The 15,048-nt window shown below is 66.8% G+C and carries 12 protein-coding genes and 1 pseudogene; all 13 read left to right on the top strand.

Annotated elements, in window-relative coordinates; genetic code table 11:
* The first annotated feature begins 134 nt into the window (after positions 1-134).
* The 13 genes and pseudogenes from OKW28_RS34725 to OKW28_RS34665 all read left to right on the top strand — a co-directional run bounded on the left by OKW28_RS34725 (position 135) and on the right by OKW28_RS34665 (position 15,016).
* Positions 135-914 (top strand): SDR family oxidoreductase, encoded by a 780-nt coding sequence (locus OKW28_RS34725; RefSeq protein ID WP_429452134.1) that lies wholly within the window; start codon positions 135-137, stop codon positions 912-914.
* 86 nt (positions 915-1,000) lie between these two features.
* Positions 1,001-1,390 (top strand): methylglyoxal synthase, encoded by a 390-nt coding sequence (locus OKW28_RS34720; RefSeq protein ID WP_013088898.1) that lies wholly within the window; start codon positions 1,001-1,003, stop codon positions 1,388-1,390.
* Between the two features lie 46 nt (positions 1,391-1,436).
* Positions 1,437-2,411 carry a quinone oxidoreductase family protein gene (locus tag OKW28_RS34715; RefSeq protein WP_429454552.1) on the top strand — a complete coding sequence of 325 codons (975 nt, stop codon included), beginning with the start codon at positions 1,437-1,439 and terminating at the stop codon, positions 2,409-2,411.
* Between the two features lie 180 nt (positions 2,412-2,591).
* Complete coding sequence (locus OKW28_RS34710; RefSeq protein ID WP_018431541.1) at positions 2,592-2,702, top strand: hypothetical protein; 111 nt, start codon at positions 2,592-2,594, stop codon at positions 2,700-2,702.
* Positions 2,702-2,794 carry a K(+)-transporting ATPase subunit F gene (kdpF, locus tag OKW28_RS34705; RefSeq protein WP_013088901.1) on the top strand — a complete coding sequence of 31 codons (93 nt, stop codon included), beginning with the start codon at positions 2,702-2,704 and terminating at the stop codon, positions 2,792-2,794. Before OKW28_RS34710 ends, kdpF begins: the two co-directional genes overlap by 1 nt.
* Complete coding sequence (gene kdpA / locus OKW28_RS34700) at positions 2,791-4,596, top strand: potassium-transporting ATPase subunit KdpA (RefSeq protein WP_429452132.1); 1,806 nt, start codon at positions 2,791-2,793, stop codon at positions 4,594-4,596. Before kdpF ends, kdpA begins: the two co-directional genes overlap by 4 nt.
* Before the next feature lie 93 nt (positions 4,597-4,689).
* A complete protein-coding gene (kdpB, locus tag OKW28_RS34695) occupies positions 4,690-6,801 on the top strand; it encodes a potassium-transporting ATPase subunit KdpB (RefSeq protein ID WP_429452130.1) in 2,112 nt (703 codons plus the stop codon).
* A 39-nt stretch (positions 6,802-6,840) separates the two neighbouring features.
* Positions 6,841-7,419: a potassium-transporting ATPase subunit KdpC gene (gene kdpC, locus OKW28_RS34690; RefSeq protein ID WP_429452128.1), complete on the top strand. Its 579-nt coding sequence runs from the start codon at positions 6,841-6,843 to the stop codon at positions 7,417-7,419.
* Positions 7,420-7,570: 151 nt separating this feature from the next.
* Entirely contained in the window at positions 7,571-10,465 is a 2,895-nt protein-coding gene (locus OKW28_RS34685) for a DUF4118 domain-containing protein (RefSeq protein ID WP_429452126.1), read from the top strand.
* Positions 10,458-11,156, top strand: a complete 699-nt coding sequence (gene kdpE / locus OKW28_RS34680) for a two-component system response regulator KdpE (RefSeq protein ID WP_429452124.1) — start codon at positions 10,458-10,460, stop codon at positions 11,154-11,156. The genes OKW28_RS34685 and kdpE overlap by 8 nt, the downstream gene beginning before the upstream one ends.
* Before the next feature lie 102 nt (positions 11,157-11,258).
* Entirely contained in the window at positions 11,259-11,579 is a 321-nt protein-coding gene (gene sugE, locus OKW28_RS34675) for a quaternary ammonium compound efflux SMR transporter SugE (RefSeq protein ID WP_184072024.1), read from the top strand.
* A gap of 232 nt (positions 11,580-11,811) precedes the next feature.
* A complete protein-coding gene (locus tag OKW28_RS34670; protein ID WP_090805650.1) occupies positions 11,812-12,423 on the top strand; it encodes a DUF4126 domain-containing protein in 612 nt (203 codons plus the stop codon).
* Positions 12,424-12,524: 101 nt separating this feature from the next.
* Positions 12,525-15,016 (top strand): annotated as a pseudogene (locus OKW28_RS34665) (ABC transporter permease).
* Positions 15,017-15,048: the final 32 nt, after the last annotated feature.

Here is a 15,048-nt window from a genome sequence, read left to right as displayed (position 1 = left end):
CGGTGGAAAAGCGCGCCACCGCGCAAGTTTACCGAAAGAGTACCGCCCGGCGATACCTGAGATTGCAGCGACGCGGCACAGTCCGGCACCGATTCTTCTAGAATCTGGAGAAACTTCGCCAAGAGGGCATACACATGGACATGGGAATCGCAGGACGCAGCGCGCTGGTTTGCGCGGCGAGCAAAGGTCTGGGACGCGGCTGCGCGGAAGCGCTCGCCGCCGAGGGCGTCAACCTGACGATCGTCGCGCGCACCGCCGAAACGCTCGAAGCGACCGCCGAGGCGATCCGCAAGCAGAGCTGCGTCGAGGTGAAGACCGTCGCATGCGACATCACCACGCCTGAAGGGCGCGCGGCCGCGCTCGCAGCCTGCCCGCAGCCGGACATTCTCGTCAATAACGCGGGCGGGCCGCCGCCGGGCGATTTCCGTAACTTCACGCACGAGGACTGGATCCGCGCGCTCGAAGCCAACATGCTGACGCCGATCGAGCTGATCCGTCAGACCATCGACACGATGAGCGCGCGCGGCTTCGGGCGCATCGTCAACATCACGAGCTCGGCGGTGAAGGCGCCGATCGACGTGCTCGGTCTGTCGAACGGCGCGCGCTCCGGCCTGACCGGTTTCGTCGCGGGGCTCGCGCGTAAGGTCGCGCCGACCGGCGTGACGATCAACAACCTGCTGCCGGGCCTGTTCGACACGGACCGTATCGCGGTCACGTTCGAGGCGCAGGCGAAGACGCACAACATTTCGATCGACGAAGCGCGCAAGCAGCGCATGAAGACGATCCCCGCCGGCCGTTTCGGCAATCGCGAAGAATTCGGCCGCGCCTGCGCGTTCCTGTGCAGCACGCACGCGGGTTACATCACCGGGCAGAACTGGTTGATCGACGGCGGCGCCTATCCTGGTACGTACTGAGCAGGCATGTACCGAGCCGCCGCGCGCGAACGACATCCGTCACATCACAACAACGATAGTCACAAGGGTTTGAGGAGTCTTACGTCATGAGCACCCGCATTGCGCTGATCGCGCACGACCACAAGAAGGACGACATCGTCAAACTGGCCGGCGAATACGTCGACACGCTCGCGCGCTGCGAGATCGTCGCAACCGGCACGACCGGCGGACGCATCAGCGACGCGCACGGCCTCACGGTCGAGCGCATGCTGTCGGGCCCGCACGGCGGCGACCTGCAGATCGGCGCGCAGCTCGCCGAAGGGCGCGTCGACATGGTGATTTTCCTGCGCGACCCGATGACGCCGCAGCCGCACGAGCCGGACATCAACGCGCTAGTGCGCGCGTGCGACGTGCACAACATTCCGTGCGCGACGAACATTTCGACCGCCCGCATGGTGCTCGACGTGCTGACGCTGCGCCTGTCCGGCGAGGCGTGAGCGCGCGCGTCGCCGCACCCACATCCATACAGATGAAGGAGACATGATGGTCAAGGCAATCCGATTCGACAAAACCGGAGGCCCCGAAGTCATGAAATGGGTCGACGTCGATGTGGGCGATCCCGGCGCGGGCGAGATCCGCATTCGCCAGACGGCGGTCGGCCTCAATTACATCGACGTGTATTTCCGCACCGGTCTGTATCCGCTGCCGCTGCCGGGCGGGCTCGGCATGGAAGCGGCCGGCGAGGTCAGCGCGGTGGGCTCGGGCGTGACCGGTCTGAAGGTCGGCGATCGCGTCGCGTATGTCGCGCGGCCGCCCGGCGCTTATGCGCAGGAGCGCGTGCTGCAGGCCGCGCAGGTCGTCAAGCTGCCCGATGCGATCAGCAACGAGCAGGCCGCGTCGGTGATGCTGCAAGGCTTGACTGCGCAATATCTGCTGCGCCGCACGTATCGCGTGAAGGCCGGTGACACGATCCTCATTCAGGCCGCAGCGGGCGGCGTCGGCCTGCTCGTGTGCCAGTGGGCGAAGGCGCTCGGCGCGACGGTGATCGGCACGGTCGGTTCCGACGAGAAAGCCGAGATCGCGAGAGCGCACGGCTGCGATCACGCGATCGTCTATACGCGCGAGAACTTCACGAAGCGCGTACGCGAGATCACCAACGGCGCGGGCGTGCCGGTCGTCTACGATTCGATCGGCAAGGACACCTTCGAAAAGTCGCTCGACTGTCTCGCGCCGCTCGGCCTGTTCGTGAGCTTCGGCAACGCATCGGGTCCGCTGCCGCCGATCGACTCGTCGGAATTCGCGGGACGCGGCTCGCTGTTCTTTACACGACCGACGCTCTTCACCTATATGGCGAAACGCAGCGACTACGAGGCGATGTCGGCCGAGCTGTTCGACGTGCTGAGCTCGGGCAAGGTCAAGACGAGCATCAATCAGCGCTATGCGCTGCCGGACGTCGGGCAGGCACATGCGGACCTCGAAGGGCGCCGCACGACGGGGTCGACGATCCTGCTGCCATAAAAAGTGGCAGCGCGGCCTCGGGCTGCGCTGCACGTCATCCATCAGGGCCGTTTCATCGCGAAATGAAACGGCCTTGTCCGTTTACGCGATTTTTACGCGTACCCCGCGATCTTTGACCAGCCCTTTAGGCCGATCGGCATACCGTTCTATCCATCCAAAGTCCGTGAATGGAGAACGAGAATGGATGTGCTGTATGTCGGGGGCCTGGCGCTGTTTGCCGTGCTGACCTTTGGGCTGATTGGCGGCTGCGAGAAGCTGATGCAGTTGCGCCGCGGACAAGGAGCGCGCTGATGACCTGGATGCTGTGGCTGGCCGGCGCGTCCACCGCGCTGCTGTTCGTATATCTCGTGTATGCGCTGTTGCGCGCGGAGGACATTGAATGAACACGAACGATGTCCTGCAGGCGAGTCTTTTTATCGTCGTGCTACTGGCCGCGGCGGTGCCGATGGCGAGCTATCTCGGCGCCGTGATGGACGGCAGTTCGCGCGTGGTGCGCTTCGGCGCGCCGCTCGAACGGCTGCTTTACCGTATCGCGGGCGTCGATCCAGCGGCGGAGATGGGCTGGAGGCACTACGCGGTCGCCACGCTCGCGTTCAACGTGCTCGGCGCGGCGTTCCTGTACGTGCTGCTGCGCGTGCAAGGGTGGCTGCCAGGCAATCCGCAGCAGTTCGGCGCGATGTCGGTCGACAGCGCGTTCAACACCGCGGTCAGCTTCGTGACCAACACCAACTGGCAGGACTACACGCCCGAGCAGACCGTCGGCTATCTGACGCAGATGCTCGGCATGACCGTGCAGAACTTCCTGTCGGCGGCGACCGGCATCGTCGTCGTGTTCGCGTTGATGCGCGGCTTCGCGCGTCATACCGCGCAGACGATCGGCAACTTCTGGGTCGACATCACGCGCGTGACGATGTACGTCCTGCTGCCGATGGCGGCGATCATCGCCGCCCTGCTGATGAGCCAGGGCGTGATCCAGAACTTCAAGGCATATCAGGAGGTGCCGACGCTGCAGACCACCACCTACGCCGCGCCGAAGCTCGACGCGCAAGGCAATCCGGTGAAGGACGCGAAGGGCGATCCGGTGACGCTCGACACGCCCGTGAAGACGCAGACCATCGCGATGGGCCCGGTCGCGTCGCAGGAAGCGATCAAGATGCTCGGCACCAACGGCGGCGGCTTCTTCAACGGCAACTCCGCGCATCCGTACGAAAACCCGACGCCGTTCTCGAACTTCGTGCAGATCCTCTCGATCCTGATCATCCCGGCGGCGCTCGCGCTCGTGTTCGGCCGCGTGATCGGCGACCGCCGGCAGGGCGTCGCGGTGCTCGCGGCGATGACGATCGCGTTCGGCGTTTGCGTGTTTGGCGAGATCAGCGCCGAGCAGAGCGGCAATCCCGCGTTCACGGCGCTCCACGTCGATCAGTCGGCGAACGCGCTGCAGGCGGGCGGCAATGCGGAGGGCAAGGAAACGCGCTTCGGCATCGCGCAGTCGGGCATCTTCACGGTCGCGACGACGGCGGCTTCGTGCGGCGCGGTTGTCAACACGCACGATTCGTTGACGCCGCTCGGCGGCCTGTATCCGATGCTGCTGATACAGCTCGGCGAAGTGATCTTCGGCGGTGTCGGTTCCGGCATGTACGGGATGCTCGTGTTCGCGCTGCTCGCGGTGTTCGTCGCGGGACTGATGATCGGGCGTACTCCTGAGTATGTCGGCAAGAAGATCGAGGCCTACGAGATGAAGATGGTGTCGATCGTCGTGCTGCTCACGCCGCTGCTCGTGCTGGTGGGCACCTCGATCGCGGTGCTCAGCGAGGCGGGCAAGGCCGGCATTGCAAACCCCGGCGCACACGGCTTCTCCGAGATCCTCTATGCGTTCAGCTCGGCGGCGAACAACAACGGTAGCGCGTTCGCGGGTCTCGCGGTGAATACGCCGTTCTACAACTGGCTCACCGCGATCGCGATGTGGTTCGGGCGCTTCGGCACGATCGTGCCGGTGCTCGCGATCGCCGGTTCGCTCGCCGCGAAGAAGCGCATCGCGGTCACCGGCGGCACGCTGCCGACGCACGGACCGCTGTTCGTCGTGCTGCTGCTCGGCACGGTGCTGCTGGTCGGCGCGCTGACCTACGTCCCGGCGCTCGCGCTCGGTCCCGGCGTCGAGCAACTGATGATGATCGGCGTGCACTGACCCACGGCAGTGACCCACGGCCGCGGAGCCAACGACCGAACAGGCGCTTGCACGCCGCAAGCCTGCAAGCGCCCACGGACATTCGAGGATTCAATGACTGAACATAACGCTACCCGGTCCATGTTCGACCCGGCGCTGCTGCGCCCGGCGATCGTGGACTCCTTTAAAAAGCTGACGCCGCGCACGCAGTTTCGCAACCCGGTGATGTTCTGCGTGTACGTCGGCAGCATCCTGACGACCATTCTGTGGATCGCCGCGCTCGGCGGTCAGGCCGAGGCGCCCGCGGGCTTCATCCTCGCGGTCACGCTGTGGCTGTGGTTCACGGTGCTGTTCGCGAATTTCGCGGAGGCGCTCGCCGAAGGCCGCTCGAAAGCGCAGGCCGCGTCGCTGCGCAGCGCGAAGAAAGACGTGATGGCGAAGAAGCTCAACGAGCCGCATCCGAAGTCGCCGATCCGCATCACGACCGCGACCGATCTGCGCCGTGGCGACGTCGTGCTGGTCGAGACCGGCGACGTGATCCCGGCCGACGGCGAAGTGATCGAGGGCGTCGCTTCGGTCGACGAATCGGCGATCACCGGTGAATCGGCGCCGGTGATCCGCGAGTCGGGCGGCGACTTTTCGTCGGTGACGGGCGGCACGCGGGTGCTGTCGGACTGGATCGTCGTGCGCGTCACGGCCAATCCGGGCGAGGCGTTCCTCGACCGCATGATCGCGATGGTCGAAGGCGCGAAGCGTCAGAAGACGCCGAACGAAATCGCGCTCACCATCCTGCTCGTCGCGCTGACCATCGTGATGCTGCTCGCCACCGCGACGCTGCTGCCGTTCTCGATCTTCTCCGTCGAAGCCGCGAAAGCGGGCCACGTGGTGACGATCACCGCGCTCGCCGCGCTGCTCGTGTGTCTGATCCCGACGACGATCGGCGGACTGTTGTCGGCGATCGGCGTGGCCGGCATGAGCCGCATGATGCAGGCGAACGTGATCGCGACCTCGGGCCGTGCCGTCGAAGCGGCCGGCGACGTCGACGTGCTGCTGCTCGACAAGACCGGCACGATCACGCTCGGCAACCGCCAGGCGTCGCAGTTTCTGCCGGCGCCAGGTCTGACCGAAGAGGCGCTTGCCGATGCCGCGCAGCTGTCGTCGCTCGCCGACGAAACGCCGGAAGGCCGCAGCATCGTCGTGCTCGCGAAGCAGCGCTTCAATATCCGTCAGCGCGATATGGCCTCGCTGCATGCGGTGTTTCTCGCGTTCACGGCGCAGACCCGCATGAGCGGCGTCGATCTGTCTCCTCAAGGGACTCCCTGCGGGACTCATGGCCGTGAAATCCGCAAGGGCGCGGCCGATGCGGTCAAGCACTATGTCGAAGCGAACGGCGGCCGTTTCCCGAATGAAGTCAGCAACGCGGTCGCCGATGTCGCGCGACGCGGCAGCACACCGCTGGTGGTCGCCGAGAAAGGCGAGCAGGGCGCGCGCGTGCTCGGCGTGATTGAGTTGAAGGACGTCGTGAAGGGTGGTATCAAGGAGCGCTTCGCCGAACTGCGCAAGATGGGCATCAAGACCGTGATGGTGACGGGCGACAACCGCCTGACCGCCGCCGCGATCGCGGCCGAAGCGGGCGTCGACGACTTCCTCGCCGAAGCGACACCCGAAACGAAGCTCGCGACGATCCGCGCGCACCAGGCCGAAGGGCGTCTGGTCGCGATGACCGGCGACGGCACCAACGACGCGCCCGCGCTCGCGCAGGCCGACGTCGCGGTCGCGATGAACACCGGCACGCAGGCGGCAAAAGAGGCCGGCAATATGGTCGACCTCGATTCGAATCCGACCAAGCTGATCGAGATCGTCGAGATCGGCAAGCAGATGTTGATGACTCGCGGGTCGTTGACCACATTCTCGATCGCCAACGACCTCGCCAAGTACTTCGCGATCATCCCGGCCGCGTTCGCGTCGACGTATCCGGCGTTGAATGCGCTGAACGTGATGCATCTGGCGACGCCGACCTCGGCAATCATGTCGGCGGTGATCTTCAACGCGCTGATCATCGTGCTGCTGATTCCGCTGGCGCTGAAGGGCGTGCGCTATCGCGCGCTAGGCGCTGCGATCCTGCTGCGCCGCAATCTGCTGATCTATGGCCTTGGCGGGATCATCGTGCCGTTCATCGGCATCAAGCTGATCGATATGGTGCTCGCCGCGTTCGGCTGGGTTTGAGCGCAGTGACCATGTGATGAAAAGGGAAAGAGACCCATCATGAAAAATCTGTTCCGTCCGCTGATCGTGATCTTCGCGGTGCTGACCGCGGTCACAGGACTCGCATATCCCGCCGTGATGACCGCGTTCGGCCAGGCGGCGTTCCACGAACAGGCCAACGGCACCCTCATCGAGCAGAACGGCAAGGTGGTCGGCTCACAGCTGATCGGCCAGCAGTTCGACGCGCCCCAGTACTTCTGGGGCCGGCTGTCGGCGACGAGCCCGATGCCGTACAACCCGCAAAGCTCGGGCGGCTCGAACCTCGGGCCGAACAACCCCGCGCTACTCGACGAGATCAAGGGCCGTCTCGCGGCGCTGAAGGCGGCGGGCACCGACATGTCGAAGCCGGTGCCGGTCGATCTGGTCACGTCGTCGGGCAGCGGGCTCGATCCGGAGATCAGTCCGGCCGCGGCCGCGTATCAGCTCGAGCGGGTCGCGCAGGCCCGTCACCTCGCGCCGAACGACGTGCAGGCGCTCGTCGAGCGCTACACGACGGGGCGCCAGTTCGGCGTGCTCGGCGAGCCGCGCGTGAATGTGCTGAAGCTCAATCTCGCGCTCGATGAAATGAAGCGCGGCTGAGACTGAACGCATCGACGACGCACCAGCCGCGTTTGCGGTTCATCGCTGAAACAGCGGCGTCCGCGTGGCGCCGCGCCGCCATTTGCGGGTCGGCGCGGGCCGTGCGACCATGCAGACACCGCCGCTCGCACGACTATGACAACCACTGAGCATGAACCGCCCCGATCCTGACGAACTGCTCGACAAGTTGCAGCGCGACGAAGAAAAACGCCAGCGCGGCCGGCTGAAGATTTTCTTCGGCGCGTCGGCCGGCGTCGGCAAGACCTATGCGATGCTGCAGGCCGCGCGCCGCCGCCAGGAAGAGGGTGTCGACGTGCTGGTAGGCATCGCCGAAACGCACGGGCGCAGCGAAACCGCCGCGTTGCTCGCGGGGCTCGACGTGCTGCCGCTCGTGCATATCGAGTATCGCGGCCGCAAGCTCGGCGAGTTCGATCTCGACGCCGCGCTCGCGCGCAAGCCGCAACTGATCCTCGTCGACGAACTCGCGCATTCGAACGTGCACGGCGCGCGCCATCTGAAGCGCTGGCAGGACGTCTACGAACTGCTCGATGCGGGCATCGACGTTTATACGACCGTCAACGTGCAGCACCTCGAGAGTCTGAACGACGTGGTCGGCCAGATCACCGGCATCCGCGTGTGGGAGACGGTCCCCGATCGCGTGTTCGACCATGCCGACGAAGTCACGCTCGTCGATCTGTCGGCCGAGGAACTGCTCGACCGCATGCGCGACGGCAAAGTCTACATGGCGCAGCAGGCGGAGCGCGCGGTGCGCAACTTCTTTCGCAAGGGCAACCTGATCGCGCTGCGCGAACTCGCGCTGCGCCGCACCGCCGATCGGGTCGACGCGCAGATGCGCGAGTACCGCGCCGATCGTTCGATCCAGCGTATCTGGCAGGCGCGCGAGCGGCTGCTGGTGTGCGTCGGTCCTGGTCCCGAAGCGCCGGCGCTGGTGCGCTCGGCGGCGCGCCTCGCCGCGAGTCTGAGGGCCGACTGGCTCGCGGTCTATGTCGAAACGCCCGCGTTGCAGCGCCTGCCCGACGCCCGACGCGAACGCACGCTGAACGCGCTGAAGCTCGCCGCCGAACTCGGCGCCGAAACTGCGACGCTCGCCGCCACCGATGCGCTCGACGCGCTGATCGGTTACGCGCAGGCGCGCAACGTATCGAAGCTGGTGGCGGGCGCATCGTCGCGCACGGCCGCGAGCCGCTGGCTGCGCCGGCCGCTGGGCGAGCGCATCGCCGAGAAGAGCGGCGATCTCGATCTCACGCTGATTCGCGTGTCGTCGGAGCGCGACGGCGGCGAGCAGCGGCGGCTGTTGAACACGACCGCGAACGCGTGGCGCGAGGCGTTGAGCGCGGCCCGCGAGCGTCGCTCGCCGCCGCGCGCGTACGCGTTCGCGCTCGCGATCGGCGCGGCGATCACGTTGCTGTCGAGCCAGTTGATCGACCGCATCGATCTGACCAACCTCGTGATGCTGTATCTGCTCGGCGTGATCTTCACCGCGGTGAAGATCGGGCGCGGGCCGGGTGTCGTGCTGTCGTTCGCGAGCGTCGCCGCGTTCGATTTCTTCTTCGTGCCGCCGCGCATGTCGCTGTCGGTCTCCGACACGCAATACCTGCTGACGTTCTTCGGCATGCTGCTGACCTCGCTCGTGATCAGCCATCTGACTTCGAGCCTGCGCCACGAGGCGAGCGTCGCGCGACGCCGCGAGCAGCGCACCGGAGCGATGTACGAGATGGCGCGCGAGCTCGCCGCGGCGCTCGCGACCGAGCAGATCGTCGGCATCGGCACCCGGCACGTGAGCGAGGTGTTCGGCGCGCGTGTCGCGATCCTGCTGCCCGACAGCGCCGACCAGGTCAAACAGAAGATCGAGGACCCCGACGCGGCGATCACGCTCGAAGGCGACGCGCTCGATCTGGACGTCGGCCAGTGGGTCTACGATCAGCAGAAGCCGGCCGGCCACGGCACCGATACGCTGCCGGCCGCCGCGGCGCTGTATCTGCCGCTGAAGGCGCCGATGCGCACGCGCGGCGTGCTCGCGGTGGTCGTGCGTGACGAGCGCGAGCTGACCGTGCCCGAACAGCGCCGCATGCTCGATGCGTTCGCCGCGCAGATCGCGCTCGCGCTCGAACGGGTGCACTACGTCGATATCGCGCGCGATGCGCTCGTCAACATGGAGTCGGAGCGGCTGCGCAATTCGCTGCTGTCGGCGATTTCGCACGATCTGCGCACGCCGCTGACGACGATCGTCGGGTTTTCGTCGATGCTCGCGCAGGGGCGGCAGGCGGGACAGGGGCGGACAGAAGGCGAGGCGGATGTTTCTTTGCGGACCGACGCGCAATCCGCCGCGCGGCGTGACGACGAACTCGTCGACGCAATCCACGAAGAAGCGCTGCGCATGACCGGCATCGTCACGAATCTGCTCGACATGGCGCGCTTGCAGGCCGGCAGCCTGCAACTGAACCAGCAATGGACGCTGCTTGAGGAGACCGTCGGCGCCGCGCTGCGAGCGTGCAAGCGTGTGCTCGCGGGTCATCCGGTGCAGGTTACGCTGCCCGCCGATCTGCCGCTGCTGCATCTCGACGCGGTGTTGATGGAGCGCTTGTTCTCGAACCTGTTCGAGAACGCGGCCAAATACACGGCGTCCGGCACGCCGCTCGCGATCGGCGCGCAGCAGATCGACGCGGACGGCACGCCGTTCGTGCGCATCACGATCGACGACAACGGCCCCGGCCTGCCCGCCGGCATGGAAGCGCGCGTGTTCGAGAAGTTCACGCGCGGCGAGAAGGAGTCGGCGAAACCAGGCATCGGCCTTGGGCTCGCGATCTGCCGCGCGATCGTCGAGGCGCACGGCGGTACAATCGGCGCGCTCAACCGGATGGCGGCGGATAGCCGCGTCGAGGGCGCGCGCTTCTGGTTCACGCTGCCGGTCAAGACGCCGCCCGACGCACCCGAGACGTTTGATACGCTCGAAGACGAAGGCGCAGCCACCGACACCGACACCGCCGCCGACCTCAACCCGCTCACCCGACCCACCCATGAGTGACCTGAGCATCACCGTCGTTCTGATCGAAGACGAGAAGCAGATTCGCCGCTTCGTGCGCACGGCGCTCGAAGACGAGGGCATCGCCGTGTACGACGCCGAGACCGGCAAGCAGGGGCTCGTCGAAGCAGCGACGCGCAAGCCCGATCTCGTGATCGTCGATCTGGGCCTGCCCGACACCGACGGCCTCGACGTGATCCGCGAGCTGCGCGGCTGGAGCGAGCTGCCGGTGATCGTGCTGTCGGCGCGCACCCAGGAAAGCGAAAAGGTCGCCGCGCTCGACGCCGGCGCCGACGATTACCTGACCAAGCCGTTCGGCGTGTCCGAGTTGCTTGCGCGGATCCGCGCGCATCTGCGGCGGCGCAATCACGGCGGCGCGAACGAATCGCCGCAGGTGCGCTTCGGTGCGGTCACCGTCGACCTCGCGCTGCGCCAGGTTACGCGCGACGGCGCCGCGGTCCATCTGACGCCGATCGAATACCGGCTGCTCGCGACGCTCGTGCGCCATGCGGGCCGCGTGCTCACGCACCGACAGTTGCTGCGCGACGTGTGGGGGCCGTCGCACGTCGAGAGTCACCACTATCTGCGCATCTACATGGCGCATCTGCGCGGCAAGCTCGAGCGCGATCCGGCGCAACCGGAGCATATCGTCACGGAGACGGGCGTCGGGTACCGGCTGGTGGGTGCGGTGTGAATTCGTCCGCGATGCCGCTTCGTTATAATCTCCCGACGTAAGGACGACCTTGCGCCAGCATCGATCATCGGGGACGGCCCCATTTTTCATGGAGCTGTGTCGATGTCCTGGTTTCTTCTCCTGATTGCCGGTCTGCTCGAAGTCGCGTGGGCGGCCGGTCTCAAAACTTCCGAAGGTTTCACCCGCTTGTGGCCGTCCATCTTCACGGTCGTGACCGCGCTCGGCAGCTTCGTGCTGCTCGCGCTCGCGATGCGCCAGTTGCCGCTCGGCACAGCCTATGCTGTTTGGACAGGGATCGGCGCGGTCGGCGCGTTCATCTTCGGCGTCGTGATGATGGGCGAGGCGTTGACGGTCGCGCGCGTCGCCAGTGCGTCGCTGATCGTGATCGGCCTCGTCGGCCTGAAGCTGTCGTCGGGGCACTGACCGGGCGGCCACGTCCGCTCGGGGCGCGGCCGCCATTGCCTGCAAGCCACAGCGAAGGCTTCGCCGCTCTACGTTCTGCGAATTATCGTAGCTATAATGAGACAGAAACGACCTTGAGATTGCCCGCGGCCTGGCTGGCGCGGCCGGCCTGGCGAGCCTGACGGCTTCGGCGCGGAACGCCCGCTCGTTCCCGCCGCGGCGCCTGGCACGCACTGAGCGCGTGGAGGCGGCCATGCTTGAATCACTTTCACTTGCAGCGGGCCTTTCATGGGGCAGCGGTCTGCGCCTCTATCTGACGGTCCTCCTGGCCGGCGTGTTCGAACGTCTTGGCCTGATTCACTTGCCGAACACATTGTCCGCGCTGTCATCGCCATGGGTGATCGGTGCGGCGGCCGTGCTGACGCTGGCCGAATTCCTCGCCGACAAGATCCCCGCGTTCGATTCGCTGTGGGATGCGATCCACACCTTCATCCGCATTCCGGCCGGCGCCGTGCTGGCCGCCGGCGCGCTCGGCCACGCCGATCCGACGCTGCTGAGCGTTGCCGCGCTCGCGGGCGGCACGCTCGCCGGCACCGCGCATCTCGCGAAGGCGGGTACCCGCGCGCTGATCAACCTGTCGCCGGAGCCGGTGTCGAACGTCGTCACGTCGACCGCCGAGGACGGCCTCGTGGTCGGCGGCGTACTGCTTGCGCTGTTCGTGCCGCTCGTGTTTCTGGTCTTGATGGTAGGCTTCCTGCTGCTCGCGGCGTGGGCATTGCCGCGATTGTGGCGTGGCGTGCAGGGCGGTTTTCGCGGCATGGCCACGCACATGGTGTCGCGATTTGCGAGGAGCAGGCACGATTGAGCGAAGCACTACCAGGATCCAAGGCGGGTTCAAGAACGCGCGCCAACACGAGACCAGCGCGGCGGCTTGGCGGCATCGATCTGTTGCGCCAGGCCATGCGGATGACGGCGCGCGACTGGCGCGCGGGCGAACTGACGATGTTGCTGCTCGCGCTCGTGCTGGCGGTCGCGGCGTTGTCGAGCGTCGGGTTTCTGGGCGATCGGCTGCATCAGGGGCTCGAGCGCGATGCGCGGCGCATGATCGCCGCCGACTTCATCGTGCGCGCCGATCATCCGGTCGATCCGCAATTCGCCGCCGAGGCGCACGCCCTGGGCCTGCGCACCGCCACCACGGCGATCTTTCCCAGCATGATCAATTCGACCGGCGCGCAGCCGGCGTCGCGGCTCGCCGCCGTCAAGGCGGTGTCGCCCGGCTATCCGTTGCGCGGGGCGCTGCGCATCGCGGCGGCGCCGGGTGCGGCCGATCATCCGGCGACGTCGATTCCGGCGCCGGGCACCGTGTGGGTCGACCAGCAGCTGCTCGACGCGCTGAAGCTGAAGATCGGCGATGCGGTGAAGGTCGGCAATCGCAACTTCACGGTCGGCGCGCTGATCACGCGCGAGCTCGATCGCGGCTTTTCGTTCGTCAACTTTTCGCCGCGCCTGATGCTGAATGCCACTGACGTACCGTCGACGGGCCTGATCACCTATGGCAGCCGCGTCACGTACCGGCTGCTGGTCGCCGGTTCAGACGACGCGGTCGCGCGCTTCGCGCAGTTTGCGCATGAGCGCGTCGACGGCGGCAAGCTGCGCGGCGTCGCGCTCGAGTCGCTGCAGGACGGCCAGCCGCAGGTCCGTCAGACGCTCGATCGCGCGGGCCATTTCCTGACGCTCGTGTCGCTGTTGACCGCGCTGCTCGCGGCCGTCGCGATCGCGATGGCCGCGCACCGCTATATGCGCCGGCATCTCGACGGCTGCGCGGCGATGCGCTGTCTCGGCGTGAGCCAGGCCGCGCTGCGTGCGCTGTTCACGCTCGAATTCGTCGGGCTGGGCGTATTCGGCGGCGTGCTCGGCGTGGCGCTCGGTTATCTCGGGCATCTCGCGCTGCTGACGTGGCTCGGCGGCCTGATCGACGTGGTGCTGCCGCAGCCGACGCTGTGGCCCGCGCTCGAAGGCATCGCGGCCGGCCTCGTGCTGCTGCTCGGCTTCGCGCTGCCGCCGCTGTTGCCGCTCACGCGCGTGCCGCCGGTGCGCGTGCTGCGGCGTGAATGGGGCGAGGAGGGACGCACTGCGTGGGCCGCCTACGCGTTCGGCATCGTGCTGTTCGCGGGGCTGCTGATACTCGCCGCGGGGGAATTGAAGCTCGGGGGCATCGTCGCGGGTGGATTCGCGGGCGGGCTGCTGGTGTTCGCCGGCATCGCGCGGCTCGCGTTGTGGGGCGCGGCGCGCGCGTGGTGCGCAGCGAGCGCGTCAATGCGGGCATCGGCTGGCGCTATGCGCTGGCGTCGCTCGAGCGGCGCAGCAGTACCAGCGCGCTGCAGATCACCGCGCTCGGCATCGGCCTGATGTGCCTGCTGCTGATCGCGATGACGCGCAACGACCTCGTGCAGGGCTGGCGCAAATCGACCCCGCCCGATGCGCCCAACGAGTTCATCATCGACATCCAGCCCGATCAGCGCGACGCGGTCACGCAGTATCTGGACGCGCACGGCATCGCCGGCGCGGCGCTGTCGCCAATGGTGCGCGGGCGGCTCGTCGCGATCAACGGTAAGGCGGTCGATCCGGATTCGTTCAAGGGCGAGGATGCGCGGCGACTGGTCGACCGCGAGTTCAACCTGTCCTACACGACGCAACTGCCCGACGACAACCGGATCGCCGCGGGAACCTGGTTCGGCGAGACGACTAAGCCGCAGATCTCGATCGAGCAGGGTCTCGCGAAGCTGATCAACGTGAAGCCCGGCGACGTGCTGCGCTTCGACGTGACGGGGCTGACTGTCGAGGCGCCGGTGACGAGCGTGCGCAAGCTCGACTGGGGTTCTTTCAAGGTCAACTTCTTCGTGCTGATGCCGCCGGTTTCGTTGCAGGATTTTCCGGCGACTTTCATCACGAGCTTCCATCTGCCGGTGGACAAACAGTCGACGATCGATGGCCTGATCGCCGCCTATCCCAATCTGACCGCGATCGATACCGGCCCGATCCTCGCGCAGGTGCAGCGCGTGTTGCAGCAGGTGATCGGCGCGGTGCAATTCCTGTTCGCCTTCACGCTCGCGGCCGGCGTGCTGGTGCTGTACGCGGCGCTCGCCGGAACGCGCGACGAGCGTATGCGAGAATCCGCGCTGCTGCGTGCGCTGGGCGCATCGCATCGTCAGGTGCGGGCGGTGCAGGTGGCCGAATTCGTCGCGGTCGGCGCGCTTGCCGGCCTGATGGCGGCGCTCGGCGCGCAGATCGTCGGCTCGATGCTGGCCACGCACGTGTTCGAGTTTTATCTGGCCTTCGATCCGTGGCTGCTGCCGGTGGGCGTTGCGGCCGGCATCGCGTGTGCCGGTGTCGGCGGGTGGCTGAGTTTGCGGCATGTGCTGGCGCGGCCAGCGCTGCAGTCGCTGCGCGATGCGTGAGTTTTCCTGGTGATGTCTTTTTGCTGTTGAGC

The organism is Paraburkholderia sp. 40, assembly GCF_050434105.1.
Classification (GTDB): Bacteria; Pseudomonadota; Gammaproteobacteria; order Burkholderiales; family Burkholderiaceae; genus Paraburkholderia; species Paraburkholderia tuberum.
Note: the sequence above shows the minus strand (reverse complement) of the source record. Positions and strands in the feature narration are given on the sequence as shown.